Source organism: Pseudomonas petrae (assembly GCF_021728295.1).
GTDB lineage: Bacteria > Pseudomonadota > Gammaproteobacteria > Pseudomonadales > Pseudomonadaceae > Aquipseudomonas > Aquipseudomonas petrae.
This window is the reverse complement of the sequence record NZ_JAKJXE010000008.1, coordinates 96,863-121,777: the sequence shown is the minus strand read 5'-3', so window position 1 is coordinate 121,777 and position 24,915 is coordinate 96,863. Positions and strand designations below refer to the sequence as shown.

Below are 24,915 nucleotides of genomic sequence, written 5' to 3'. Positions count from 1 at the left end.
GGCCCGAGATATTACAGATTGCGCAGCGCGGCGACTACGGCGTCGCCCATTTCCTGCGTCCCGACACGGGCATTGCCTTCGGACCAGATGTCGCCGGTGCGCAAGCCTTGATCCAGCACCAGACTCACGGCCTTTTCGATGGCGTCGGCGGCGGTGTGTTCGTTGAAGCTGTAACGCAACATCATCGACACCGACAGAATCGTCGCCAGCGGGTTGGCCACGCCTTTGCCGGCGATGTCCGGCGCCGAACCGTGGCAAGGCTCGTACATGCCCTTGTTGTTCGAATCCAGCGACGCCGACGGCAGCATGCCGATGGAACCGGTGAGCATCGACGCTTCGTCGGAGAGGATGTCGCCGAACATGTTGTCGGTCACGATCACGTCGAACTGCTTCGGTGCGCGGACCAGCTGCATGGCGGCGTTGTCGACGTACATGTGGCTGAGTTCGACGTCCGGGTAATCCTTGGCGACCTGCTCGACGATTTCGCGCCACAACTGGCTGGACGCCAGCACATTGGCCTTGTCCACCGAGCAGAGCTTCTTGCCACGCACGCGCGCCATGTCAAAGCCGACACGGGCGATGCGGCGGATCTCGCTCTCGCTGTACGGCAACGTATCGTAGGACTGACGCTCGCCGTTTTCCAGCTCGCGGGTGCCACGCGGCGCGCCGAAGTAGATACCACCGGTCAGCTCACGGACGATGAGGATGTCCAGGCCGGCCACGATTTCAGGCTTGAGGCTCGACGCACCGGCCAGTTGCGGATAAAGAATCGCCGGGCGCAGGTTGGCGAACAGGCCCAGTTGCGAGCGGATTTTCAGCAAGCCGCGCTCCGGACGGATGTCGCGGTCGATGGCGTCCCATTTCGGGCCGCCCACGGCGCCGAGCAGCACCGCGTCAACCGAACGGGCGCGCTCAAGGGTCTCGTCTGCCAGTGGCACGCCGTGCTTGTCGATGGCCGCGCCGCCGATGACGTCGTGGCTCAGTTCGAAACCCAGCTGATATTTCTCACTGGCCAGTTCCAGCACCTTGACCGCCTCGGCCATGATTTCCGGACCGATGCCATCACCTGGGAGAATCAGAATCTGCTTGCTCATAACGTCCTCGTTTCAATAAGTGCATCGGCGCTTAAAAAGCGCCGATGATGTAAGCAGGTGCTATGCCGTCTGTAGGAGCCGACTTGCTGGCGAACAGGGGGTGTCAGCCTCATTTTCAAACCTGACCCAACAGGTTCGCCAGCAAGCCGGCTCCTACAGACCGTGTATCAATTAGGCATCCCTGAACAGCCAAGGCTGACTGGCGCGGTGCTTGCTCTCGAACGCGGCAATCGCCTCGCCGTCCACCAGGGTCAGGCCGATGTCGTCCAGGCCGTTGAGTAGGCAGTGCTTGCGGAAGGCGTCGATTTCAAAGCGGTACACCTTGCCATCTTCACGGGTCACGGTCTGCGCTTGCAGATCCACGTTCAACTGGTAACCCGGCGTCGCCTCGACCACCTTGAACAGCTCATCGACTTCGCTTTCGCTCAGGATGATTGGCAGCAGGCCGTTCTTGAAGCTGTTGTTGAAGAAGATGTCCGCGTAGCTCGGCGCGATGATGCTGCGAAAGCCGTACTCCTCCAGCGCCCACGGGGCGTGTTCGCGGCTCGAGCCGCAGCCGAAGTTTTCCCGAGCCAGCAAGACACTGGCGCCTTGGTAGCGCTCGGCGTTGAGCACGAAATCCGGGTTCAGCGGACGCTTGCTGTTGTCCTGATATGGCTGGCCCACGTCGAGGTAGCGCCACTCGTCAAACAGGTTCGGACCAAAGCCGGTACGGCGAATCGACTTCAGGAACTGCTTGGGGATGATCTGATCGGTGTCGACGTTGGCGCGATCCAGCGGAGCGACCAGACCGGTGTGTTGGGTAAAAGGCTTCATACGGGGCTCCTTATGCCTGGCTCATGGTGCGAACGTCGACGAAACGGCCGTTGACCGCTGCCGCTGCCGCCATCGCCGGGCTGACCAGGTGAGTACGTCCACCGGCGCCCTGACGGCCTTCGAAGTTGCGGTTGGAGGTCGACGCGCAGTGCTCGCCGCTCTCAAGGCGGTCCGGGTTCATCGCCAGGCACATCGAGCAGCCCGGCTCGCGCCATTCGAAACCGGCCTCGATGAAGACCTTGTCCAGCCCTTCCCGCTCTGCCTGTTCCTTCACCAGACCCGAGCCCGGCACAACGATCGCCTGCTTGATGGTAGACGCTACTTTGCGGCCTTTAGCGATTTCCGCTGCGGCGCGCAGGTCTTCGATCCGCGAGTTGGTGCACGAGCCAATGAACACGCGATCCAGTTGAATATCGGTAATCGCCTGATTGGCTTTAAGCCCCATGTACTTCAATGCGCGCTCAATGGAGCCACGCTTGACCAGATCGGTTTCCTGGGCCGGATCGGGCACATGCTGATCCACGGCCACGACCATTTCCGGCGAGGTGCCCCAGCTGACTTGCGGCTTGATCTGGGTCGCGTCGAGCTCAACCAGGGTGTCGAACACCGCGTCGTCGTCGGACACCAGGTCCTTCCAGGCTTCAACCGCTGCGTCCCACTGCTCGGCAGTCGGTGCGAAAGGACGACCCTTCACGTAGGCAATGGTCTTTTCATCGGTCGCCACCAGCCCTACCCGAGCGCCGGCTTCGATGGACATGTTGCAGATGGTCATGCGGCCTTCGACGGACAGATCGCGAATGGCGCTGCCGGCGAATTCGATGGCATGGCCGTTACCGCCGGCGGTGCCGATCTTGCCGATGATGGCCAGGACAATGTCCTTGGCCGTGACGCCGAACGGCAGCTTGCCTTCGACCTTCACTTGCATGTTCTTCATTTTCTTGGCGACCAGGCACTGGGTCGCGAGGACGTGTTCGACCTCGGAAGTGCCGATGCCGTGGGCCAGCGCGCCGAAAGCGCCGTGGGTCGAGGTGTGCGAATCGCCGCAGACCACGGTCATGCCCGGCAACGTCGCGCCCTGCTCAGGGCCGATGACGTGAACGATGCCCTGACGAATGTCGTTCATCTTGAATTCGGTGATGCCGTACTCGTCGCAGTTGTCATCCAGGGTCTTGACCTGCAAGCGCGACACCTGATCGACAATGGCGTCGACGCCGTCCTTGCGGTCCGGGGTGGTCGGCACGTTGTGGTCGACGGTCGCGACGTTGGCGTCGATGCGCCATGGTTTGCGTCGGGCCAGGCGCAAGCCTTCGAAAGCCTGAGGCGAAGTCACTTCGTGGATGATGTGACGGTCGATGTACAGCAGCGCGGAGCCATCGTCGCGCTGCTTGACCAAATGCGAATCCCAGAGCTTGTCGTAGAGCGTTTTGCCGGCCATCAGACGGTTCCTCATCAGCGTATTTCTATGCCCCGGCCGCCGATGTCGCAATGACACCGCAAAGACCCTTGGCTTGTGGGGATGATGCTATGGAATATGCTTAAATAACTCAAATTCATATTTTTCATGCTTTGCATAACCAACAGGAATCCGAGATGGATCTGGCTAATCTCAATGCCTTTATTGCCATCGCCGAGCTGGGCAGCTTCTCAGCGGCCGGTGAGCGCCTGCACCTGACTCAGCCAGCGGTCAGCAAGCGCATTGCCGGCCTGGAGCAACAGCTGGACGTGCGACTTTTTGATCGACTGGGTCGCGAAGTGAGCTTGACTGAAGCCGGACGCGCCCTGCTCCCCCGCGCTTATCAGATCCTCAATGTGCTGGACGACACCCGTCGTGCGCTGACCAACCTGACCGGGGAAGTCACCGGCCGCCTGACCCTGGCGACCAGTCACCACATCGGTCTGCACCGGTTGCCTACGTTATTGAGGGCGTTTACCAAGACCTATCCAGACGTTGCGCTGGACATTCAGTTTCTCGATTCCGAAGTGGCCTACGAAGAAATCCTCCATGGCCGTGCGGAACTGGCAGTGATCACCTTGGCGCCCGAGCCCCACGCGCTGGTGAAGGCAGTGAGGGTCTGGGACGACCCGCTGGACTTCGTCGCCGCGCCCGAGCACCCACTGGCAACCCAGGCCAACGTCAGCCTGGCCGACCTCGCCCGCTACCCGGCGGTGTTTCCGGGCGAGAACACGTTCACCCACCACATCGTCAGCGAGCTGTGCGAGGCCCAAGGCCTGAAGCCGAATATCGCCATGAGCACCAACTACATGGAGACGATCAAGATGATGGTGTCCATCGGACTGGCCTGGAGCGTGCTGCCCCGGACCATGCTCGACGAGCAGGTCACGCCCATCCCGTTGCCGGGTATCCAGTTGCGCCGCCGGCTGGGGTATATCGTCCACACGGAACGCACGCTCTCTAACGCGGCGCGGGCATTCATGGCGCTGCTCGATGCCCAGGCCGCCGGGCTGGAGCAATTGTAGAAGCGCGCTTGCTGGCGAACCCCGCTCGACCTCACCCATTCAGGCGACTGACAGACTGCATTCGCGGGCAAGCACGCTCCTACACCGGTTTTTCGGAAAATGATCAGTCGTGGCTGAGCGTGATATTCGCGCCCGTTTGCGGCGAATCAGGAATCGTGGCTGAGCGCGAAATCCGTAGGAGCCGGCTTGCTGGCGAACGCGGTGGGTCATTCTGCGCTGCTTCATCTGGATGATTGCATTCGCGGGCAAGCGCGCTCCTACAGGTTTTGCGGGGATCCGGAATTGGTTGGGTGTCAGGTTGAGCTTTTGATTCTGCCCGGAGGGCGTAGGAGCGCGCTTGCCCGCGATCGGCTGCGCAGCAGTCATGAATTCTGATCGGCGCCACACTCGCGATGGGCACGCGACAGAAATAAAAAAGGCGCCCAGGAGGGCGCCTTTTTACCTGGCTCGGAATTAATGAGTCAGGGTTTTCCGGGCATTGATTTCGATGCGTTTTGGCTTGGCCTCTTCAGGCACCAGGCGCAGCAGATCAATGTTCAGCAGGCCATTGGCCAAAGCAGCGTTCTTGACCTCGATGTGGTCAGCCAGGCGGAACGACAGCTTGAATGCACGCTGGGCGATCCCCTGGTGCAGGAAGGTCACGCCTTCCGCGGTGTTCTCGCGCTTGTTGCCAGTGACGGTCAATACGCCCTTCTCGACTTGCAGCTCCAGATCTTCCTCCTGGAAACCCGCCGCCGCGATGACGATGCGGTATTGGTCATCAGCGTGTTTCTCGACGTTGTAGGGAGGGTAGCTGCTGGCGGACTCGTTGCGCGCCGCCGACTCGAACAGGTCGTTGAAGCGGTCGAAGCCAACGGAGTGACGGAACAGTGGAGCCAGGGAAAATGCAGTAGTCATCTGAAAATCTCCTGATAAATCAGCAAGTGGTTATCGCCGCGACCCGCCTTCGGCATCGCGTAATCCCAAAATAGGGACGGCCATTTGCGTTTCAAGCCTCATCCAAAAAAATTTTCAGGCGGCTTCCGGCACGCTCACACCGAGCATCTGGCTGATCCGGTCGCAGTCGGTTTCGCGGCGCAGGGCATCAAACAGCAAGGTCGCTTCGGGGTAGCTTTTGGTCAGCAACACCACCCATTGCTTGAGCCGGCCCGGCGCCTGCACGCGGGTCATCTTGGCCATGGCCTGCAGCCAGAAATCGCGCAGAAGCGGCTGCAGCTCCGCCCAGGTCATGGGGATGACTTCACGCCCTGCTTGTGCGGCGGCGATCTGCCGACCCAGGTCCGGACGCGCCACCAGACCGCGGCCGATCATGATGTCGCGGGCCCCGCAGATTTCCCGGCAGCGGCGCCAGTCGTCGACGGTCCAGATCTCGCCGTTGGCAATGATCGGAATCTTCACCACGTCCTGAATCTTGCCGATCCACTCCCAGTGCGCCGGCGGCTTGTAGCCGTCGACCTTGGTGCGGGCGTGGACAACGATGTGTTCCGCCCCGCCCGCTTCCAGGGCCCGGGCGCAATCAAGGGCCGGCTCGGTGCTGTCGTAGCCCAGGCGCATCTTGGCGGTGACCGGAATGTGCGCCGGCACGGAGCGGCGCACATGGCTGAGGATGGTGTGCAGCAGCTCCGGCTCCTTGAGCAACACCGCCCCGCCCCGGGATTTGTTGACGGTCTTGGCCGGGCAGCCAAAATTCAAGTCGATGACCGGCGCGCCCAACTCGGCCGCGAAGGCAGCGTTCTCGGCCAGGCACACCGGGTCTGAACCCAGCAGCTGCACACGCAAGGGCACGCCGGCGCGGGTTTTCGAGCCCTGCAACAGTTCGGACGCGAGCTTGTGGAAGTAATGCTCCGGCAGCAAACGCTCGGTCACCCGGATGAATTCGGTTACGCACCAGTCGATGCCGCCGACTTGAGTCAGCACGTCGCGCAGGATGTCGTCGACCAGGCCTTCCATGGGCGCCAGGGCAATTTGCATGGGTCACACTCGAAAAAAAGTCCGGCAGTTTACGCAGAGACCGGCGGATTGGATACGGTTTACGCGCGCCGGACGTCAGGAGATCGCGCGGTGCAGGCCGGCGGCGTATCCGTCGATGAATTCGCTCGGCATGCGCTTGGGTTTGCCCGACGACAACTCGATGCAGACGAAGGTGGTTTGCGCACGCAGCAGGGTCACGCCGTCGCTGGGACGTTTCAGCTGAAAGCGGCGGGTCATCTTCAGGCGCTGGTCCCAGTCGACGATCCAGGTCGCCAGTTGCAGCTGGTCATCCTCATAGGCGCTGGCCAGGTAGTCGATCTCATGCCGGACCACGGCCATGGCCCGGTCGAGTCGGCGGTACTCGGTCAGGTCCAGGCCCAGCCGCTGGGAATGCCGCCATGCGCAGCGTTCTAGCCAAGTGACGTACACGGCGTTGTTGGCGTGACCCAAGCCGTCGATATCTTCCTCGCCTACCTGCAGATCGATGACGAACGGCGTTTCCAGATCCCAGACCATGTCTTCCTGCCCTATCAAATTCATCACCGGAGCAGTGTAACCAAAAGCATCGGACAAAACTGATGCCGACCCCAATGGCCTCTTCCCGGCTGAAGCCGGTCCTACGGGTGCGCGGTGTTTTCGTAGGACCGGCTTTAGCCGGGAAGGCGTCGGATGTCACACCGCAGAATCGATGGTGTCGCGCTGGCCTCTTCCCGGCTGAAGCCGGTCCTACAAAGGCGCGGGGATTCAGTGGGATCCCGTTTGAGCCAGGAAAGCGCTGCGCATTCCGCAGGACTGGCTTTAGCCGGGAAAGCGTCGGATGTCACCCCGCAGAATATGGTGTCCAGACCAGCCTCTTCCCGGCTGAAGCCGGTCCTACTACAGGAATGCAGGCGACACAGAATGTCCTGACTGACTCAGAGCACCGCCGACTTCGCCGCCCTCAGCACGCGATCCGACAGCTCACTCGGCCCCAGGGCTCGGGCGAGTGCCAGACCGCCGACCATCAATGCGATGTCGGCCAGGGTCTTGTCGGTTTCTTCAGGGCTGGCGGCGAGTTGCGCCACCATCAGTTCGACGTGTTCGGCCAGGGCGTTGCGGAAGTCGTCGGACAGACGCGCCATCTCCCCTATCGCCGTCGGCAGCGGGCACGCGTGCTCCTGGGCGTCGCGGTGCCTGCGCGACAGGTAGAACGCCGCCAACAGCGCGCGGCGTTCCTCACCTGGCAGTTGATCGTCGATGCCGGCGACCATCTCACGGCGTTCGGCCAGCAACTGGCTGAACGCTTCAAGCATCAGCGCTTCCTTGCTGTCGAAATGCGCGTAGAAGCCGCCCACCGTGAGCCCGGCTGCGCCCATGATCTCGTTGACGCTGGGCTCGATCGGGCCGCGCGCGATCAGTGCAGTGCTGGCAGCAGTAAGAATACGTTCGCGGGTCTGTGCTTTTTTATCGTTCATGACCGCCTCCGGGATGATGGCGATAATATTATCTTCATCATCTGCTTTGGCAAGGACGCATCAGGCATTTGAGATGACTGACAGGCGGATTAGATGAGAGATGAACGAAGACGAGGTAAACAAAGAAGGAACTGAGAACTCAAACCCCGGAAAAACAAAAGGGCCATTCAATAATCGAATGACCCTTGGTCTCGCAGAGCGAGAAATCGTGGCGTCCCCTAGGGGACTCGAACCCCTGTTACCGCCGTGAAAGGGCGGTGTCCTAGGCCACTAGACGAAGGGGACGTAACCCTTGCGTACCGCATCAGTGCTGGTTCCGAAGCGGGACAAACTTCAAGGCAATAAAGCGAACCTTGAAGCTTCTAATTTGGTGGAGCTTAGCGGGATCGAACCGCTGACCTCCTGCATGCCATGCAGGCGCTCTCCCAGCTGAGCTAAAGCCCCACAATACACTGACAGAGAACGCCGCGTTACCGCGTGTTTCTGCGTTGCCGTGTGGACGGGGCGCATATTAAGTGCGACCCACAAAGCTGTCAAACTCTTTTTCAAACAATTCCAAAAGAATTTTCCGGGATAACAATCACTTACCGCCTCCCGGAAAACCGGCTCACGCCGGGCCATTGGGCAATTGCTCAATGGCCCGGGCTCACTCAGGTAGCCACTCAGCCAATGGCGCCGAGCAGCTTTTCCCACTCTTTGTTCTCTTTCTTCGACACGCCGCCCAGCATGTCCAGCGTTTGGCGCAGACGGAAACGGGTCAGGTCCGGGCCCAGAATCTCCATCGCGTCGGTGACCGATACCGAGTTCGCCTGACCGGTAATGGCGGCAAACATCAGTGGCATGGCGTCACGCAACTTCAGCTCCAGGTGCTCGACCACCGCCTGAATGCACCCGGTGATCTTGTCCTTCTCCCACTGACGCAGGGATTCCAGCTTCCACAGAATCAACTGAATGACCTGGCGCACCTGTTCTGGCGACAGCTTCTTGTGCTCGAAAAGCCTGGCGTCCGGCGTCACGCCACCGGCGAAGAAGAAGCCGCCCAGCGGGGCGATCTGGCTGAAGGTCTCGACGCGTCCCTGAACATGGGGCGCGATCTTCATCATGTAGTCGCTGTTGAACGCCCACTTCTGCACGCGGGTGGCGAACTCTTCCACTGGCAGTTCACGCAGCCATTGGCCGTTGAGCCATGACAGTTTCTCGATGTCGAAAATCGGGCCGCCCAGGGACACGCGGGTCAGGTCGAAGTGCTCGACCATTTCGTCCAGCGAGAACTTTTCGCGCTCGTCGGGCATCGACCAGCCCATGCGGCCCAGGTAGTTGAGCATCGCTTCCGGCATGAAGCCCATGCGCTCGTAGAACGTCACCGAGGTCGGGTTCTTGCGCTTGGACAGCTTGCTCTTATCCGGGTTACGCAGCAGCGGCATGTAGCACAGCGCCGGTTTTTCCCAGCCGAAGTATTCGTAGAGCAGGATCAGCTTCGGCGCCGACGGCAGCCATTCTTCGCCGCGCAGCACGTGGGTGATGCCCATCAGGTGGTCGTCGACGACGTTGGCCAGGAAGTAGGTCGGCAGGCCGTCGGTCTTCATCAGGACCTGCATGTCCATGCGGTCCCACGGGATTTCGACTTCGCCACGGAGGAGGTCCGGCACCACGCAGACGCCTTCGCTCGGGACCTTCATGCGGATCACATGGGGTTCGCCAGCGGCCAGGCGGCGCTCGACTTCTTCTTTCGACAGCAGCAGCGCGCGGCCGTCATAACGCGGGGTTTCGCCCCGGGCGGTCTGCTCGGCGCGCATCTGGTCGAGCTCTTCGGCGGTGCAGAAGCACGGGAAGGCATGACCGGCATCGACCAGTTCCTGCACGTACTTCTTGTAGATGTCGCCGCGCTCGCTCTGGCGATACGGGCCATGGGGACCGCCTACGTCGGGGCCTTCGCTCCACTCGATGCCGAGCCAGCGCAGGGCGTCGAAAATCTGTTGTTCGGACTCGCGGGTCGAGCGCAGTTGATCGGTGTCTTCAATGCGCAGGATGAATTCGCCGCCATGCTGCTTGGCGAAGCAATAGTTGAACAGCGCGATGTAGGCCGTGCCAACGTGGGGGTCGCCGGTGGGCGATGGCGCGATGCGGGTGCGAACGGTGGTCATGGAAAATCCCGGATAGGTCGAACAAGCCGCGAATGTTAACAGGCGCGGCCTGCGCGGCTCCAGCCTCGGCGCTGACGGACTGCACAATCGTGGCGATGACGAGACGGGCGGCCCTGCCCTCAGCGCCCTGAGCGAGTTGCAAGGCGTCTCGCAACGCATGCCACGCCATCAGTGGCGGTCATGATCGCGACGATGGCTAGGTGCCAGACCGCCAATCCTGATAAATTTGCTTACATTCCAATCATCCAGAACGCCCATGCCCGCCCAACTCAAGCGCCGCCTGTTCATCTTCCTCGGGGTGGTCCTGCTGATCGCCCTCGCCTTCTTCGCCCAGTGGTACCTGAAGGGACGCTTTCACGAGTCCACCGACAACGCCTACGTACAGGGTGAAATCACCCGGGTGTCCAGCCAGCTCGGCGCGCGGATCAACGAGGTGCTGGTGCAGGACAACCAGCACGTGGAAAAAGGCCAGTTGCTGGTGCGGCTTGAGCCGGATGATTTCCGCCTGGCCATCGACCGGGCTCAGGCGACCCTGGCAACCCGCGAAGCGGAACGCCTGCAAGCCCAGAGCCGATTGACCCAGCAGTCGAGCCTGATCGCCGCCAGCGATGCGCAGGTGCAAGCGAATCAGGCGACCCTTGGGCGCACGCAACTGGACCTGGCGCGGCTGCAAAAGCTGCGCACCCCGGGCTTTGTCTCGGAAGCGCAGGTCACGACCATGACCGCCGACAGCAACGTCGCTCGCTCCCAGGTCACCAAGGCCCAGGCCGATGCCCAGAGTCAGCGCCAGCAGGTCAACGCGCTGAACGCCGAGATCAAGCGCCTCGACGCGCAGATCGCCACCGCCCGCGCCGACTTGGCTCAAGCGCAGATTAATGTGCAGCGCACCGAAATCCACTCGCCCCTCAGCGGGCTGGTCGGCCAGCGGGCGGCGCGCAATGGTCAGTTCGTTCAGGCCGGCGCGTATCTGCTGTCGATCGTGCCCGACGAGGACATCTGGGTCCAGGCCAATTTCAAGGAAACCCAGATCGAGCACATGGAGATCGGTCAGATCGCCCAGCTGACGTTCGACAGCTTTCCCGGCACGCCCATCGAGGGCCGCGTCGACAGCCTGTTTGCCGCCTCCGGTGCGCAGTTCAGCCTGCTGCCGCCGGACAACGCCACCGGCAACTTCACCAAGGTCGTGCAGCGCATCCCGCTCAAGCTGACCTTCGCGCCGGACAACCCGCTGCACGGCAAGATCCGCCCGGGCATGTCGGTGACCGTTTCGGTCGATATCCGGCCGGCGAACGACCCGCAACGTGGCCGGTGACGAGCTGATCCGCCCGGTCGGCGAACCGACCCGGCGCGACTGGATTGCCGTGATGAGTGTGATGCTCGGCGCATTCATGGCGGTGCTCGACATCCAGATCACCAACTCGTCGCTCAAGGACATTCAGGGCGCACTGTCGGCGACGCTGGAAGAAGGCTCGTGGATTTCCACGTCCTACCTCGTCGCGGAAATCATCATGATCCCGCTGACGGCCTGGCTGGTGCAGTTGCTCTCGGCGCGCCGGCTGGCGGTCTGGGTGTCGGTGGGGTTTCTGCTGTCGTCCCTGCTCTGCTCGATGGCCTGGAGCCTGGAGAGCATGATCATGTTCCGCGCCATGCAGGGCTTCACTGGTGGCGCGTTGATCCCGCTGGCGTTTACCCTGACCTTGATCAAACTGCCGGAGCATCACCGGGCCAAGGGCATGGCGCTGTTTGCCATGACCGCCACCTTCGCCCCTTCCATCGGCCCGACCCTGGGCGGCTGGCTGACGGAGAATTTCGGCTGGGAATACATCTTCTACATCAACATCCCGCCGGGGCTGGTGATGATCGGCGGGCTGCTTTACGGGCTGGAAAAAAAAGCCCCGCACTGGGAATTGCTCAAGAGCACCGACTACGCCGGCATCGTCACGCTGGGCGTCGGGCTGGGCTGCCTGCAGGTGTTTCTTGAAGAGGGGCATCGCAAGGACTGGCTGGAATCGAACCTGATCGTCGGCCTGGGCAGCATTGCGCTGGTGAGCCTGATCAGCTTTGTGATCATTCAGCTTTCCAAGGCGAAACCGTTGATCAACCTGGGCATTCTCGGCAACCGCAATTTCGGGCTGTCGAGTATTTCCAGCGTCGGCATGGGCGTCGGCTTTTATGGGTCGATCTACTTGCTGCCGCTGTACCTGGCGCAGATTCAGGGCTACAACGCGCAGCAGATCGGCGAAGTGATCATGTGGATGGGCGTGCCCCAGCTATTCCTGATTCCGCTGGTGCCGCAACTGATGAAGGTCATTTCGCCCAAGCTGCTGTGTACGCTGGGGTTTGGTTTGTTCGGGCTGGCGAGCTTTTCGTCCGGCGTGCTCAATCCGGATTTCGCCGGGCCGCAGTTCAACCATATTCAGATCGTGCGGGCGCTCGGTCAGCCGTTGATCATGGTGACCATCTCACTGATCGCAACGGCGTTTATTCAGCCCCAGGATGCGGGGTCGGCGTCGAGCCTGTTCAACATTCTGCGCAACCTGGGCGGCGCCATCGGCATTGCGCTGCTGGCAACGTTGCTGGATGCGCGGACCAAGACCTACTTCGACTATTTGCGTGAATCGATCTCCCCCGCCAACCCGCAAGTGGCCGAGCGCATGGCGATGCTCACCGACCGGCTGGGCAGGGAAACAGCGGCGTTGGGCAAGCTCAGCGAGATCGCCCATCAACAGGCAGCGATCATGGCCTACAACGACGCGTTTCATTTTGTCGGGATTGCGCTGGGGGTCAGCATGCTGGCGGTGTTGCTGACGCGGAAGCTGCCGTCGGGGGTCAAGAGTGGCGCGGCCCATTGATTAATCAGCGGTCTGGCGCGCGTCTGTAGGAGCGCGCTTGCCCGCGAAAGCGTCAGACCGGCCACCTCCTTGGTGATTTGAATCAATGCAATCTCTGTAGGAGCCGGCTTGCTGGCGAATGCTGTGTGTCAGTCGCCGGGGGGGTGACGGGTAGAACGCGTTCGCCAGCAAGCCGGCTCCTACGGATTGAATGGCGCCGTGACGACAGTCTGCGCCATCACGACAGTCCGCGCGTTCTCGCGGCATCACACCGCCAACAACCGCTCCCGCAGTTTGCCGATCTCGTCGCGCATCTGTGCCGCGGCCTCGAACTCCAGGTCGCGGGCCAGTTGGTACATCTTCTCTTCCAGCTGACGAATGCGTTTGGTGATTTCGCTCGGCGAGCGCAGTTCGGCTTCGTACTTGGCGTTTTCTTCGGCGGCCTTGGCCATGCCCTTGCGCTTCTTGCTGCGCGAACCGGGCACGGTGGCGCCTTCCATGATGTCGGCGACGTCCTTGATCACGCTTTTCGGCGTGATGCCGTTGGCCAGGTTGAAGGCGATCTGCTTCTCGCGACGACGATCGGTTTCGCCAATCGCGCGCTCCATCGAACCCGTGATGCGGTCGGCGTACAGAATCGCCCGGCCGTTGAGGTTACGCGCGGCCCGGCCAATGGTCTGGATCAGCGAGCGCTCGGACCGCAGGAAGCCTTCCTTGTCGGCATCGAGAATCGCTACCAGCGACACTTCCGGCATGTCCAGACCTTCGCGCAGCAAGTTGATCCCCACCAGCACGTCAAAGGTGCCCAGGCGCAGGTCGCGGATGATCTCGACGCGCTCGACGGTGTCGATGTCCGAGTGCAGGTAACGCACGCGCACGCCGTGGTCGGCCAAGTAATCGGTGAGGTCTTCGGACATGCGCTTGGTCAGCGTGGTCACCAGTACCCGTTCCTCGATCGCCACGCGCTTGTGGATTTCCGAGAGCAAGTCGTCGACCTGGGTCAGCGCCGGACGGATTTCGATCTGCGGGTCGACCAGACCGGTCGGCCGCACCACCTGCTCAACGATGCGGCCCGCGTGCTCGGCCTCGTAGCTACCCGGCGTCGCTGACACGAAAATGGTCTGCGGGCTGACGTTTTCCCACTCATCGAAACGCATCGGCCGGTTGTCCAACGCGGACGGCAGGCGGAAACCGTACTCCACCAGCGTTTCTTTACGCGAGCGGTCGCCCTTATACATGGCGCCGACCTGGGGCACGCTGACGTGGGATTCATCGATCACCAGTAGCGCGTCAGCCGGCAGGTAGTCGTACAGCGTCGGCGGCGGCGCGCCGGACGGACGGCCGGACAGGTAGCGCGAGTAGTTTTCGATGCCGTTGCAGTAACCCAGTTCGAGGATCATCTCCAGATCGAAACGAGTGCGCTGCTCCAGACGTTGCGCTTCCACCAGCTTGTTGGCGCCGCGCAGGTATTCCAGACGTTCCTGCAGCTCGACCTTGATGCCTTCCATCGCGTCCAGCAGCGTTTCGCGCGGGGTCACGTAGTGGCTCTTCGGGTAGAAGGTGAAGCGCGGCAGCTTGCGAATCACTTCGCCGGTCAGCGGATCGAAGGCGGAGAGACTTTCGACTTCGTCGTCGAACAGCTCGATGCGGATGGCTTCCAGGTCCGATTCCGCCGGGAAGACGTCGATCACGTCGCCGCGCACACGGAAGGTCGCGCGGGCGAAATCCATGTCGTTGCGGGTGTACTGCAGATCGGCCAGACGGCGCAGCAAGGCGCGCTGATCGAGCTTGTCGCCGCGATCCACGTGCAGAACCATGCGCAGGTAGGTTTCCGGACTGCCCAGACCGTAGATGCACGACACTGTGGTGACGATGATCGAGTCCTTGCGCTCCAGCAAGGCTTTGGTCGCCGACAGGCGCATCTGCTCGATGTGGTCGTTGATCGACGCGTCCTTCTCGATGAAGGTGTCCGACGACGGCACGTAGGCTTCTGGCTGGTAGTAGTCGTAGTAGGAAACGAAGTATTCGACGGAGTTGTTCGGGAAGAACGCCTTGAACTCGCCGTACAGCTGGGCGGCCAGGGTTTTGTTCGGCGCCAGCACCAGGGTCGGGCGCTGCACTTGCTGAATGACGTTGGCGATGCTGAAGGTCTTGCCCGAACCGGTTACACCCAGCAGGGTCTGGTGCGACAGCCCGGCGTCGATGCCTTCAACCAACTGACGAATCGCCTCCGGTTGATCGCCGGCCGGCTCAAAACGGGTAACGAGCTGAAACTCGGACATAACGTACCTCTGGACGGGCCGCTGCCAGATAAATCCTGCAGCAACGCAATTGAGCACGAACGGCTGATCCCGCCACGGAAAAGACGTACATAAAAGAAGTGATGGGACTACAGGTGGAGTCGACCGCGCCACCTTTCAAGCCACCCTCCGCAGATTAGTCCGCAGCACTGGACTAACGGTCGAAAAATTTCGCGAAAAACCCTGAAAAACCTGCCCGGGACTGTCGCCCGCAGTGGCGCGGGCCTTTATACTTGCTCCCCGTTTGTGCACCGCTCTAGTGCAATCGGCTGGAGCGACGCGACCCATTCACTCCCCCACTCAGAGCCCCCGCACAATGAGCCTGTTCTCCGCTGTCGAAATGGCACCACGCGATCCAATCCTGGGCCTCAACGAAGCATTCAACGCCGATACCCGTACGACCAAGGTCAACCTGGGTGTCGGCGTCTACAGCAACGAAGAAGGGAAAATTCCGCTGCTGCGTGCCGTTGTCGAAGCGGAAGAAAACCGGGTGGCTCAACACCTGCCCCGCGGCTATCTGCCGATCGACGGCATCGCCGCCTACGACAAGGCTGTGCAAACCCTTCTGTTCGGCGCCGAGTCGCCGCTGCTGGCCTCGGGTCAGGTGATGACGGTCCAGGCGGTCGGCGGCACGGGCGCGCTGAAGATCGGCGCTGACTTCCTCAAGCAGCTTTCCCCTGACGCCGTTGTGGCGATCAGCGACCCGAGCTGGGAGAACCACCGCGCGCTGTTCGAAACCGCCGGTTTTCCGGTGCAGAACTATCGCTATTACGCCGCCGCCACCCATGACGTGAACCGCACGGGGATGCTGGAAGATTTGCAGAACCTGCCGTCCGGCTCGATCGTCGTGCTGCACGCGTGCTGCCACAACCCGACCGGCGTTGACCTGACGCTGGAAGACTGGAAGAAGGTGCTTGAGGTGCTGAAGGCCAAAGGTCATGTGCCGTTTCTGGACATGGCGTATCAGGGCTTCGGTGACGGGATCGACGAGGACGCGGCGGCGGTGCGTCTGTTTGCCGACAGCGGCCTGACGTTCTTTGCTTCCAGTTCGTTTTCGAAGTCGTTTTCGCTGTATGGCGAGCGGGTCGGCGCGTTGTCGATCGTGACGGATTCGAAGGAAGAGGCGGCGCGGGTGTTGTCTCAGGTGAAGCGTGTGATCCGCACGAACTATTCGAACCCGCCGACCCATGGCGCGTCGATTGTGGCGGCGGTGTTGAACAGCCCTGAGTTGCGTGGCAAGTGGGAGGAAGAGCTGGGCGAGATGCGCTTGCGGATTCGTGGGATGCGTGAGGAGATGACGCAGCGTCTGGCGAATAATGCGGCGGGGCAGGATTTCAGTTTTGTCGCGCGGCAGCGGGGGATGTTTTCGTATTCGGGTCTGACGACGCCGCAGGTTCATCGTCTGCGCAGTGAGTTCGGGATTTATGCGTTGGATACCGGGCGGATTTGTGTGGCGGCGTTGAACAAAACGAATATCGGGGCTGTTACAGCGGCGATCCTGGCGGTTATCTAACCGCTTAGGATTTCAGATCGAGATCAGAAGCGTCTGCCTAACGGCAGACTGTTTCGCCTTCGGCGAGTTACTTTTGAAAAGCACCAAAAGTAACCAAAAGTGCCTGCTCTCGGTTGGGCCCTTCCTTCGTCAGGGTTCCTTCACTCCGGTCTCGCTCCGTGGGCCCGCCGCCATCCGCCATCCATGGCGGGGGGCGGCTCTCGCGGCATCCATGCCGCTCGGCCCACTCCACGAGACCTGCGTTCAGCCTGCACCAAAGTCGCGATTGGCGGTGTTTGAGCCTTTTGCGTATGAAGATCAAAAGCAGATCAAGGGCTTCCCGGCTGAAGCCGGTCCTACGAGTGCGCGCGGTGTTTCAGTGGGACCGGCTTTAGCCGGGAAGAGGCCGGTGTGGGCGCTGGCATTGCTGATCGTTCCCACGCTCCGCGTGGGAACGCATCCTGTGACGCTCCGCGTCAGATCCCTCGCCTGATGCACATCTTCTGCAGGACGCGGAGCGTCCGAGGCGGCATTACCACGCGGAGCGTGGGAACGATCGGAGATGAGCGTGCGGTAACCCCGACTGTAGGACCGGCTTTAGCCGGGAAGCTGTTGATCTGCTTTTGATCTTGATCTTCAAACACATAACGTCCAGACGACACCTATCGCGACTTGGGTGCAGGCTGAACGGAGGTCTCGCGGAGTGGGCCGAGCCGCATGGATGCGGCGAGAGCGCCGCTAGGACATGGATGTCCGTTCGGCGCGGGCCCACGGAGCGGGACCGGAGTGAAGGTACTCCGACGAAGGAGGAGCCCAACCAGGAGCAAAGCGTTTTTGGTTACTTTTGGGGCGCTTTTGCCAAAAGTGACCCGCCGTAAGGGCGGAACCGTAACAACAGCACACCGAGAAAACGGATATACACACAACCATCCGAAACGACTACGCCTTCTTCCTGTACGCCATCGAATCATCAATCCGCTTAAGTATGTACTCCCCCGCCGCCACTGCCGGATAAAGACTCGCCCCCGCCTCAATTCCCAAATCGCAAGGATCAACAACGGCCCCATACGTCGGGTCATAAAACGTCGCGATCGAATACCGCTCATGCCCTGACTGATTGATCACCCGATGCAAGGTCGACCGGAACCGATCGTTCGACCAACGCGCCAGCAAATCCCCCACGTTCACCACCAGACTGCCCTCGATCGGCGTCGCGTCGATCCACGCCCCGCTGCCCAACTCACGCACCTGCAGACCGCCGCTGTTGTCCTGATGCAACAACGTGATACAGCCATAATCCGTATGCGGCGCGACGCCGAACTGATCGGCTTCGGCCCGGGGTGGATGGGGCGGGTAATAGACCATCTGCGTCCGCTGCAAACGCTTGCCGTATTTCGGCGCAAAGAAATCGGGCTCGATGCCCAAGCCCACGGCCACTGCCTTCAACAGATCAGCGCCCGCCTTGCCGATCTCCTCGTAATACGCGTCCAGCGCCACCCGCAACGCCGGCATGTAATCCGGCCACTGGTTCGGCCCGCGCAACGCCTCCCCCGCCAGCACGCTCGGGTCATCCTCCGGCAACTCCAGGCCGATGCTGAAAAACTCCTTGAAATCCGGCTTGGTCGCCTCGTACATCAGCGCCCCGCCCAACGCATGCCAGCCGCGGTGGCGCTTGTTCACCGCAACCTGGCGCTTCACCTCCGGCGCGAAGGCGAAAAAGGTTTTTGCCGCCACCATGGTCTTGTCGATCACCTGCCGGGGCACGCCGTGGTTGATGATGTAGAAGAAGCCGCTCTCACTGCAGGCGCTGCGAATGGCTTCACCAGCACGGCGGATCGCGGCATCGTCGCCTTCGCGGACGCCGGCCATGTCGATGATCGGGAGGTTGGCGGTAACGGTCATGGCAGACTCCGGGCGCACGAAATAGACTGGGCGGTATAGACCGGATCAAGCATTTACTGTGCCGCGCCGTGTACCACGTTGTTCGGAGGACTGGCTTCAACCGGGAATGCGGGAGTGCGTCCACACTCAATTCTGCGGTGTGACATACGACGCTTTCCCGGCTAAAGCCGGTCCTACAGACACCTTGCGATCAAAGGACTGGCTTCAACCGGGAATGCGCCAGTGCGCGCACCCTCAATTCTGCGGTGTGACATACGACGCCTTCCCGGCTGAAGCCGGTCCTACAGACACCTCACGATCACTAGGTAGGACCGGTTCAGCCGGGAAGCTTTTAGCGTCCTTAATCTACCGGCGTCGATCAACTGGCCTGCATCTTGCCTCAGCTGTCTATACAGCCTCCCCGCTTTCAGGCACGCCTCACCCCTGACGCGAATTGATCGAGTGGATTCCATGAGCGACCTGCAACAAACCATTAGCCAGTTGCGCCAGGCCCTTGGCGATGCTCAGGTGCTGACCGGCGAGGCCATCAGCCCGCGTCATTACAGCGACTGGACCCGCCACGCGCCGGCCTGCCCTGCCGCGCTGCTCTTGCCGACCAGCACCGAACAGGTCTCCCTCGCACTGCGCATCTGCCACGCGGCGGGCCAAAGCGTAGTGCCCCAGGGCGGCATGACCGGGCTGGCGGGTGGCGCTGTTCCGCGCACCACCGATATCGCGCTGTCGCTGGATCGCCTGCGCGGCATCGAGGAGATCGACACGGCGGCCGCGACCGTCAGCGTGCGTGCGGGCACAACGCTGGAGGACATCCAGCACGCCGTGGCGGACGCCGGCTTTCTGTTTCCGCTGGACCTGGGCGCCCGCGGCTCGTGTCAGATCGGTGGCAACATTGCTACCAACGCCGGCGGCAATGCGGTGATTCGTTACGGCATGACCCGCGACCTGGTGCTCGGTCTGGAGGTGGTGCTGGCGGACGGGCGTGTGCTCGACCTGATGAACAAGATGATCAAGAACAATTGCGGTTATGACCTAAAACAGTGCTTCATCGGCAGCGAAGGCACCCTTGGGGTGATTACCCGCGCAGTGTTGAAAATGGCGCCGCCACCCGCCCCGGCCACCACGCTCCTCTGCGCCCTACCCGATTACCCGAGCGCCGTCGCCCTGTTGCGGCGGATTCAATCGAGCGTCGGCACGCCCCAGGCGTACGAGTTGATGTGGCAGGACTTCTTCCGCCTTGGCGTGTCGTGGCTAGAGAAGCCCGTCGCGCCGATGCCCGATCACCATCCGCTGTACGTGCTGCTGGAATCGTCCGCCCCCGGCAATGCGCTGGAGCAGACCCTTGAAGCGGCGATCGAGGCCGGCGAAGTGGTCGACGCCATTCTCGCGACCTCCCAGGCCCAGGCCCGCGGGTTGTGGAAGATTCGCGAGGCCACCGCCGAGTTTCCCCAGCGCATGGCGCCGCTGAATTTCGACATCAGCCTGCCCATCGGCCGCATCGGTGAGTTCGCCAAACGCTGCCGTGAGCGCATCGACGCACGTTGGCCGGGTAACCGAAGCGTGTATTTCGGCCACATCGGTGACAGCAATCTGCACCTGACCGTGGACTGCAACTCGCTGCCGCAGCCCGCGCCGGTGCTGGAGATCGAGGAGCTGGTGTACAGCGCCGTCGGCGAGCTGGGCGGCGCGGTGTCGGCCGAGCATGGCATCGGCCTGCTCAAGCGCGAGTTTCTCCATCACTCGGTCAGCGCGCAAGCGTTGCGGGTGATGGCTGAACTCAAGCGCAGTTTCGACCCCAACGGCATTCTCAATCCGGGGAAGATCCTCGGCTGATAACCACCTGCCGGTTGTATATACCGGTATGGCACGCTAACTGCAGTTGCAGACGCCAAAGCAACACCATGCACCCGTTGACCGAAGATCCCGCAGCATCGACGCAACACGCCGCATCCACCCAGGAGCCACCCCATGTCACTCGACTCTGTGTTCCGCAGGACATTTAACCGCTTGAGTATCGCTGCTGCACTGGCGCTGCTGCCTCTGGCAGTGCTGCCATCGTCGGCGCACGCCGATCAACTGGCCGATGTGAAGAAGGCCGGTGAGCTGGTGGTCGGCACCGAAATGCAGTTCGCGCCCTTCGATTTTCTCGAAGCGGGCAAGCAGAAAGGCTTGAATGCCGAGCTGTTCGAGGCGCTGGGACAGGAAATGGGGGTCAAGATCAAGTTCCTCGACCTGCCGTGGCCGAGCGTGCTGCCCGGCCTTGAGGCGAAAAAATTCGACGTGGTGGCCGGTCCGATCATCGTGACCAAGGCGCGCAAGGAGCGTTACCACTTCGTGTCGCCGATTGCCGAAGCGACCGTGGCCCTGCTCGCCGGGGCCAAGGACGACAGCATCAGCAAGCCTGAAGACATCGCCGGTAAAACCGTCGGTGCCGGCAAGGGCTCGGCACAGCTGGAAGAGCTGAAAGCCTTCGCCGCGACCCTCCCGCAGAAGGTCACCATTCGTGAATACGTCGACAATAATCAGGCCTACGCCGACCTGGCCGCCAAGCGCATCGTCGCCGTGGCCAACTCGCTGCCGAACATCTCCTTCGTCGCCGCGCAGAAGAGCAATCTGTACAAAGTGGTGCAGCCGCCGTTCGGCAAGAAATCCTACTTCGCCTACCTGGGCCGCAAGGACGCCGATGCCGACAGCCTGATCGCCGCGCTGGATGCTGCCCTGACCAAGATGCATGACGACGGCCGCCTGGCGGCGCTGCAGAAGAAATGGCTGGGCGCGGAAATGGACGTGCCGAAGGGTGATTTCGAACCGACGTGGTGAGGTTTGATTCCATTGCATCAAGCACGATGAACACCCCGGTCGCTCCTACAGGATCTGCCTCAAGCACACAGCGGAGTACCCACCGTGTTCGATTGGCCCTTGCTGCAGCAAAACGCGCCGCTCTTGCTTGGCGCCCTGTGGGTGACGTTGCAGGTGTCGATCGCCGCGCTGGTGTTCGGCTTTGTCATCGGCATCGTCGTCGGCAGCCTGCGCCTGTCGCCGATCCCCCTTCTGCGCCGCCTCGGTGGCGCCTACATTTTCGTGTTCCGCGGCATTCCGCTGCTGGTGCAATTGCTGTTCATCTATTACTTCCTGCCCCGGGTCGGCCTGCCGAACGTCTCGCCCACGGTGGCGGCGATCATCGGCCTGTCCCTGGCCGCCGGCGCGTACATCGCCGAGATCATGCGCGGCGGTTTTCTTGCGATTCCCGGCGGTCAACTGGAGGCCGCCGGGCTGTTGGGCATGAGCGACGCGCAGATGCTCATGCGTATCCGCGTGCCCCAGGCCGTGCGCCTGACGCTGCCGGCGCTGGTCAATGAAATGATTCTGCTGATCAAGGCTTCGTCGCTGGTCTCGGTGGTCGGGCTGGCCGACCTCACCCGCACGGCGCAGAACCTGGCGGCCAGCGATTACATGTTCGTCCAGGACTACCTGATGCTCGCCGGCTTCTACTGCCTGATCAACGTGCCGCTGGCGTATGCCGCGAGCCTGCTCGAACGAAGCCTGAAGGAGCGCACGGCATGACCTTCGACCCGAGCATTTTTACCGACCACCTGGGCGATATCGGATCCGGGTTTCTGGTCACCCTCGGCACCTGGAGCAGCGGCGTCGTGCTCGGCCTCGCGCTGGGCATGCTGATCGCGGTCGCTCAGGTGTTCGGCAACCGCTTCGTGCGCGCGCCATTGCGGGTGTTCATCGAGCTGATCCGCAGCACGCCGTTTCTGGTGCAGCTGTTTCTGGTGTATTACGGCGGGCCGTCGTTCGGCATCAGCCTCGACCCGATCCCCGCCGGCATCCTCGGCCTGGGGGTTTACGGCAGCGTGTACTTCGCCGAGATCTTCCGCACCGGCTTCGAGTCGGTCGCCCGGGGTCAGCTGGAAGCCGCCGATTGCCTGGGCATCACCCGCCTGCAATGCATCTGGCGCATCCAGGTGCCGCAGATGCTGGTGATGATTCTGCCGGCGCTGGTGAACATGGTCACGGTGTTGTGCAAGGAAACCGCCGTGCTGTCGATCATCACCATTCCCGAGCTGACGATGGTGCTTACCGGCATCGGTTCGGAGACCTTCGCCTTCGTCGAAACCCTGCTGATGTTGTGCATCGGCTACCTGATTCTGGTGGAGCTGTGCTCGCGGCTGGGCATGCTGCTGGAAACCCGCGTCGGCCGTTTCATGAGCAGGCAACCGCGATGAACAGTCTTCTGATACCCGGCGGCAACGTGGCCGCCCCGACCCGCGAAACGACCCGCGAATCCCTGGATGAACCTATGAAAACCAACGGCGATCAGTCGCCCGTGCTGACCCTGAGCCAAGTGGGCAAAAGCTTCGGCAATCTGCGCGTGCTGAAGGGTATCGACTTGCAGGTGCAGCGCTCGGAAGTGGTGTGCCTGATCGGCCCGTCGGGCTCGGGCAAGAGCACCTTGCTGCGCAGCATGGCTTTTCTTGAGGAATACGACGAAGGCGAGATCCGCATCGAAGGCCAGTTGCTCGGCTGGCAGGACACCGACAAGGGCCGTCGCCGCGCGCCGCAATCGCAGATCAACCAGGTGCGGCGCAACGTCGGCATGGTCTTTCAGCAGTTCAACCTGTGGCCGCACATGACCGCCCTCGGCAACGTCTGCGAAGCCTTGCGGCGGGTGCGCAAACTCTCGGCCGACGAAGCGAAAAAGCGCGGCATGGCGATGCTCGACAAGGTTGGCCTGGCGCACAAGGCCGAAACGTATCCCGCGCAACTGTCCGGGGGTCAGCAGCAGCGGGTGGCGATTGCCCGGGCGCTGGCGATGGAGCCGCACATCATGCTGTTCGACGAGCCCACCTCGGCCCTCGACCCGGAACTGGTGGGCGAAGTGCTGCAGGTGATGAAGACCCTGGCGAAGGAAGGCATGACCATGGTCGTGGTTACCCACGAGATGGGCTTTGCCGCCCAGGTCGCCGACTCGGTGATTTTTCTCGATCAGGGCGAAATCGTCGCACGTGGCACGCCCCAGCAGATTTTCCACAACGCCGAGCAACCCCGGTTGCAGCAGTTCTTGCAGAACTACCTGGACCGCAACGCGTTCTGGCAGGACGCCAAGGCGTGATGCGCTTTTTTTAGGGCCGTCAACGCACGCCTGTTCGGCAAGGGAGAAAAACGATGGACAAGCCGGCACCCCAGGCCCTTTATCGGCGGGCGAAATCCTTCGTTCACGGCAAGCTGTCGTCGGGGGAATGGAAGCCCGGCGACCTGATTCCGTCGGAGAACCGCCTGGTGGTCGAGCTGGGCATGTCACGGATGACTGTCAACCGGGCGTTGCGCGAGCTGACCGAAGAAGGCCGCCTGCTGCGGGTGTCCGGGGTCGGCACCTTCGTCGCCGCCTGCAAGCCGCAATCCAACCTGCTGCGCATCACCAACATCGCCGACGAGATCCTCGCCCGCGGCCATCGCTATCGCTGCCAGGTGCTGCATCTGGCACGGGAATCGGCGTCGATGCCCATCGCCTCGGCCCTCTCGCTGGCCACCGGCGCGTCGGTGTTTCACCTGTTGTGCGTGCATTACGAGGACGACGTGGCGGTGCAGCTGGAAGACCGTTACGTCAATCCCCACGCCGCGCCGGAGTTTCTGCAGCAACCCTTCGGCGATGAGCTGCAGTCAGCGCGTTACCTGTTGCGGATCATTCAGCCCGATGAAATGGAGCACATCGTCGAGGCCAGCCACCCGAGCGCCGAGGAGCTCAAGCATTTGCAGATCGAGCCCGGCGAGCCGTGTCTGGTGCTGATGCGCCGCACCTGGAACAGCGGCAGAGTGGTGACCTACGTGCGCTTGGTGCATCCGTCGTCGCGCTATCGGCTGGGCGGTCGCATGCCGGTGACCGGCGCCTATCGCGATAGCTGAACCGTCAGGCTGCCGGGCAGCACATTGATCGAACCCTTGCGCGCCATTGCCCTCGATATCTGTAAGTCCTGTGAACGGGACATGACAGCAGAGGTGCATATGGCTACCCAGAACAATGATCAAACCGTCAACCGCAACGACCCGGCGATCAATTCAGAGACGCCCGACAGCAGCCTGGCGCAGAACGATGCGCTGAAGAACCAGAGCGGTTCGCAGAGCCAGTCCGAGGACGGCGCGCAGAGTCAGGAGAACAATGGCAACCTGACCGGCGAAAACAGCTTCACCCCTGATTTCGAGCCTGAAGAGCATGAGTCGCCGGACACCACCAAAGAGGAACGGCAGACCGGTGAGCTGGATAAGGACATTGATACGGCGGGGGGTTGAGGTCGGTCACTTAATGCCTGCCTGACCCCATCTGGAGGAGCCGGCTTGCTGGCGAACGCGTCGGATCAGTTATGAAACGGGCGGCCGACACAGCATTCGCCAGCCAGCCGGCTCCTACAGTTGAGTGCAGCGTCGCCACTCCCGC

The 24,915-nt window shown here is 61.9% G+C and carries 21 protein-coding genes and 2 tRNA genes; 11 read left to right on the top strand and 12 right to left on the bottom strand.

Features of this window, described 5'->3' with window-relative positions; all coding sequences use genetic code 11:
• Positions 1-11: 11 nt before the first annotated feature.
• The 3 genes from leuB to leuC all read right to left on the bottom strand — a co-directional run bounded on the left by leuB (position 12) and on the right by leuC (position 3,345).
• The gene (gene leuB / locus L4G42_RS15550) at positions 12-1,094 is read right to left on the bottom strand and encodes a 3-isopropylmalate dehydrogenase (protein ID WP_237254833.1); all 1,083 of its coding nucleotides are present in this window, start codon (positions 1,092-1,094) and stop codon (positions 12-14) included.
• 171 nt (positions 1,095-1,265) lie between these two features.
• Complete coding sequence (gene leuD / locus L4G42_RS15545) at positions 1,266-1,910, bottom strand: 3-isopropylmalate dehydratase small subunit (protein WP_237254832.1); 645 nt, start codon at positions 1,908-1,910, stop codon at positions 1,266-1,268.
• 10 nt (positions 1,911-1,920) lie between these two features.
• Positions 1,921-3,345: a 3-isopropylmalate dehydratase large subunit gene (gene leuC, locus L4G42_RS15540; RefSeq protein ID WP_237254831.1), complete on the bottom strand. Its 1,425-nt coding sequence runs from the start codon at positions 3,343-3,345 to the stop codon at positions 1,921-1,923.
• Positions 3,346-3,500: 155 nt separating this feature from the next.
• Here leuC and L4G42_RS15535 point away from each other — a divergent pair, with 155 nt between their 5' ends.
• Positions 3,501-4,388 carry a LysR family transcriptional regulator gene (locus L4G42_RS15535; RefSeq protein ID WP_237254830.1) on the top strand — a complete coding sequence of 296 codons (888 nt, stop codon included), beginning with the start codon at positions 3,501-3,503 and terminating at the stop codon, positions 4,386-4,388.
• A 453-nt stretch (positions 4,389-4,841) separates the two neighbouring features.
• On the opposite strand, the gene L4G42_RS15530 is transcribed toward L4G42_RS15535, so the two are convergent.
• The 7 genes from L4G42_RS15530 to gltX form a co-directional block, all read right to left on the bottom strand.
• Positions 4,842-5,285, bottom strand: a complete 444-nt coding sequence (locus L4G42_RS15530; protein WP_237254829.1) for an Hsp20 family protein — start codon at positions 5,283-5,285, stop codon at positions 4,842-4,844.
• A 114-nt stretch (positions 5,286-5,399) separates the two neighbouring features.
• Positions 5,400-6,359, bottom strand: a complete 960-nt coding sequence (locus L4G42_RS15525) for a tRNA dihydrouridine synthase (RefSeq protein WP_237254828.1) — start codon at positions 6,357-6,359, stop codon at positions 5,400-5,402.
• A gap of 75 nt (positions 6,360-6,434) precedes the next feature.
• A complete protein-coding gene (locus L4G42_RS15520; protein WP_237254836.1) occupies positions 6,435-6,875 on the bottom strand; it encodes an acyl-CoA thioesterase in 441 nt (146 codons plus the stop codon).
• 398 nt (positions 6,876-7,273) lie between these two features.
• Positions 7,274-7,813, bottom strand: coding sequence for a TetR/AcrR family transcriptional regulator (locus L4G42_RS15515; protein ID WP_237254827.1), 540 nt, complete (start codon positions 7,811-7,813; stop codon positions 7,274-7,276).
• Positions 7,814-8,022: 209 nt separating this feature from the next.
• A tRNA-Glu gene (locus tag L4G42_RS15510) sits at positions 8,023-8,098 on the bottom strand.
• 83 nt (positions 8,099-8,181) lie between these two features.
• Positions 8,182-8,257: transfer RNA gene (locus L4G42_RS15505), tRNA-Ala, on the bottom strand.
• A gap of 218 nt (positions 8,258-8,475) precedes the next feature.
• The gene (gene gltX, locus L4G42_RS15500; RefSeq protein ID WP_237254826.1) at positions 8,476-9,957 is read right to left on the bottom strand and encodes a glutamate--tRNA ligase; all 1,482 of its coding nucleotides are present in this window, start codon (positions 9,955-9,957) and stop codon (positions 8,476-8,478) included.
• A 256-nt stretch (positions 9,958-10,213) separates the two neighbouring features.
• On the opposite strand from gltX, the gene L4G42_RS15495 reads away from it, so the two are divergent.
• Entirely contained in the window at positions 10,214-11,269 is a 1,056-nt protein-coding gene (locus tag L4G42_RS15495) for an HlyD family secretion protein (protein ID WP_237254825.1), read from the top strand.
• Positions 11,259-12,809 carry an MDR family MFS transporter gene (locus L4G42_RS15490; RefSeq protein ID WP_474001584.1) on the top strand — a complete coding sequence of 517 codons (1,551 nt, stop codon included), beginning with the start codon at positions 11,259-11,261 and terminating at the stop codon, positions 12,807-12,809. Before L4G42_RS15495 ends, L4G42_RS15490 begins: the two co-directional genes overlap by 11 nt.
• Before the next feature lie 245 nt (positions 12,810-13,054).
• Here the strand turns inward: L4G42_RS15490 and uvrB are convergent, their stop codons facing one another.
• Positions 13,055-15,070, bottom strand: coding sequence for an excinuclease ABC subunit UvrB (uvrB, locus tag L4G42_RS15485; protein ID WP_237254824.1), 2,016 nt, complete (start codon positions 15,068-15,070; stop codon positions 13,055-13,057).
• Between the two features lie 334 nt (positions 15,071-15,404).
• Here uvrB and L4G42_RS15480 point away from each other — a divergent pair, with 334 nt between their 5' ends.
• Entirely contained in the window at positions 15,405-16,601 is a 1,197-nt protein-coding gene (locus L4G42_RS15480) for an amino acid aminotransferase (protein ID WP_237254823.1), read from the top strand.
• Between the two features lie 918 nt (positions 16,602-17,519).
• On the opposite strand, the gene L4G42_RS15475 is transcribed toward L4G42_RS15480, so the two are convergent.
• Positions 17,520-18,482 (bottom strand): isopenicillin N synthase family dioxygenase, encoded by a 963-nt coding sequence (locus tag L4G42_RS15475; protein ID WP_237259481.1) that lies wholly within the window; start codon positions 18,480-18,482, stop codon positions 17,520-17,522.
• A 450-nt stretch (positions 18,483-18,932) separates the two neighbouring features.
• Here L4G42_RS15475 and L4G42_RS15470 point away from each other — a divergent pair, with 450 nt between their 5' ends.
• The 7 genes from L4G42_RS15470 (at position 18,933) to L4G42_RS15440 (ending at position 24,770) form a co-directional block, all read left to right on the top strand.
• Positions 18,933-20,309 carry an FAD-binding oxidoreductase gene (locus L4G42_RS15470; RefSeq protein ID WP_237254021.1) on the top strand — a complete coding sequence of 459 codons (1,377 nt, stop codon included), beginning with the start codon at positions 18,933-18,935 and terminating at the stop codon, positions 20,307-20,309.
• Between the two features lie 135 nt (positions 20,310-20,444).
• Positions 20,445-21,296, top strand: coding sequence for a transporter substrate-binding domain-containing protein (locus tag L4G42_RS15465; RefSeq protein WP_237254020.1), 852 nt, complete (start codon positions 20,445-20,447; stop codon positions 21,294-21,296).
• A gap of 84 nt (positions 21,297-21,380) precedes the next feature.
• Positions 21,381-22,040, top strand: coding sequence for an amino acid ABC transporter permease (locus L4G42_RS15460; protein ID WP_237254019.1), 660 nt, complete (start codon positions 21,381-21,383; stop codon positions 22,038-22,040).
• Entirely contained in the window at positions 22,037-22,708 is a 672-nt protein-coding gene (locus L4G42_RS15455; RefSeq protein ID WP_237254018.1) for an amino acid ABC transporter permease, read from the top strand. Before L4G42_RS15460 ends, L4G42_RS15455 begins: the two co-directional genes overlap by 4 nt.
• Positions 22,709-22,782: 74 nt before the next feature.
• Positions 22,783-23,595, top strand: coding sequence for an amino acid ABC transporter ATP-binding protein (locus L4G42_RS15450; RefSeq protein ID WP_237254027.1), 813 nt, complete (start codon positions 22,783-22,785; stop codon positions 23,593-23,595).
• A gap of 53 nt (positions 23,596-23,648) precedes the next feature.
• A complete protein-coding gene (gene hutC / locus L4G42_RS15445; protein WP_237254017.1) occupies positions 23,649-24,386 on the top strand; it encodes a histidine utilization repressor in 738 nt (245 codons plus the stop codon).
• Between the two features lie 99 nt (positions 24,387-24,485).
• Positions 24,486-24,770 (top strand): hypothetical protein, encoded by a 285-nt coding sequence (locus L4G42_RS15440; protein ID WP_237254016.1) that lies wholly within the window; start codon positions 24,486-24,488, stop codon positions 24,768-24,770.
• The last annotated feature ends 145 nt before the right edge of the window (positions 24,771-24,915 follow it).

Excerpts from the sequence above, each read along its gene's own strand:
- leuB (WP_237254833.1), bottom strand. The coding sequence starts at position 1,094 with ATGAGCAAGCAGATTCTGATTCTCCCAGGTGATGGCATCGGTCCGGAA.
- leuD (WP_237254832.1), bottom strand. The coding sequence starts at position 1,910 with ATGAAGCCTTTTACCCAACACACCGGTCTGGTCGCTCCGCTGGATCGC.
- leuC (WP_237254831.1), bottom strand. The coding sequence starts at position 3,345 with ATGGCCGGCAAAACGCTCTACGACAAGCTCTGGGATTCGCATTTGGTC.
- L4G42_RS15535 (WP_237254830.1), top strand. The coding sequence starts at position 3,501 with ATGGATCTGGCTAATCTCAATGCCTTTATTGCCATCGCCGAGCTGGGC.
- L4G42_RS15530 (WP_237254829.1), bottom strand. The coding sequence starts at position 5,285 with ATGACTACTGCATTTTCCCTGGCTCCACTGTTCCGTCACTCCGTTGGC.
- L4G42_RS15525 (WP_237254828.1), bottom strand. The coding sequence starts at position 6,359 with ATGCAAATTGCCCTGGCGCCCATGGAAGGCCTGGTCGACGACATCCTG.
- L4G42_RS15520 (WP_237254836.1), bottom strand. The coding sequence starts at position 6,875 with ATGGTCTGGGATCTGGAAACGCCGTTCGTCATCGATCTGCAGGTAGGC.
- L4G42_RS15515 (WP_237254827.1), bottom strand. The coding sequence starts at position 7,813 with ATGAACGATAAAAAAGCACAGACCCGCGAACGTATTCTTACTGCTGCC.
- gltX (WP_237254826.1), bottom strand. The coding sequence starts at position 9,957 with ATGACCACCGTTCGCACCCGCATCGCGCCATCGCCCACCGGCGACCCC.
- L4G42_RS15495 (WP_237254825.1), top strand. The coding sequence starts at position 10,214 with ATGCCCGCCCAACTCAAGCGCCGCCTGTTCATCTTCCTCGGGGTGGTC.
- uvrB (WP_237254824.1), bottom strand. The coding sequence starts at position 15,070 with ATGTCCGAGTTTCAGCTCGTTACCCGTTTTGAGCCGGCCGGCGATCAA.
- L4G42_RS15480 (WP_237254823.1), top strand. The coding sequence starts at position 15,405 with ATGAGCCTGTTCTCCGCTGTCGAAATGGCACCACGCGATCCAATCCTG.
- L4G42_RS15475 (WP_237259481.1), bottom strand. The coding sequence starts at position 18,482 with ATGACCGTTACCGCCAACCTCCCGATCATCGACATGGCCGGCGTCCGC.
- L4G42_RS15470 (WP_237254021.1), top strand. The coding sequence starts at position 18,933 with ATGAGCGACCTGCAACAAACCATTAGCCAGTTGCGCCAGGCCCTTGGC.
- L4G42_RS15465 (WP_237254020.1), top strand. The coding sequence starts at position 20,445 with ATGTCACTCGACTCTGTGTTCCGCAGGACATTTAACCGCTTGAGTATC.
- L4G42_RS15455 (WP_237254018.1), top strand. The coding sequence starts at position 22,037 with ATGACCTTCGACCCGAGCATTTTTACCGACCACCTGGGCGATATCGGA.
- L4G42_RS15450 (WP_237254027.1), top strand. The coding sequence starts at position 22,783 with ATGAAAACCAACGGCGATCAGTCGCCCGTGCTGACCCTGAGCCAAGTG.
- hutC (WP_237254017.1), top strand. The coding sequence starts at position 23,649 with ATGGACAAGCCGGCACCCCAGGCCCTTTATCGGCGGGCGAAATCCTTC.
- L4G42_RS15440 (WP_237254016.1), top strand. The coding sequence starts at position 24,486 with ATGGCTACCCAGAACAATGATCAAACCGTCAACCGCAACGACCCGGCG.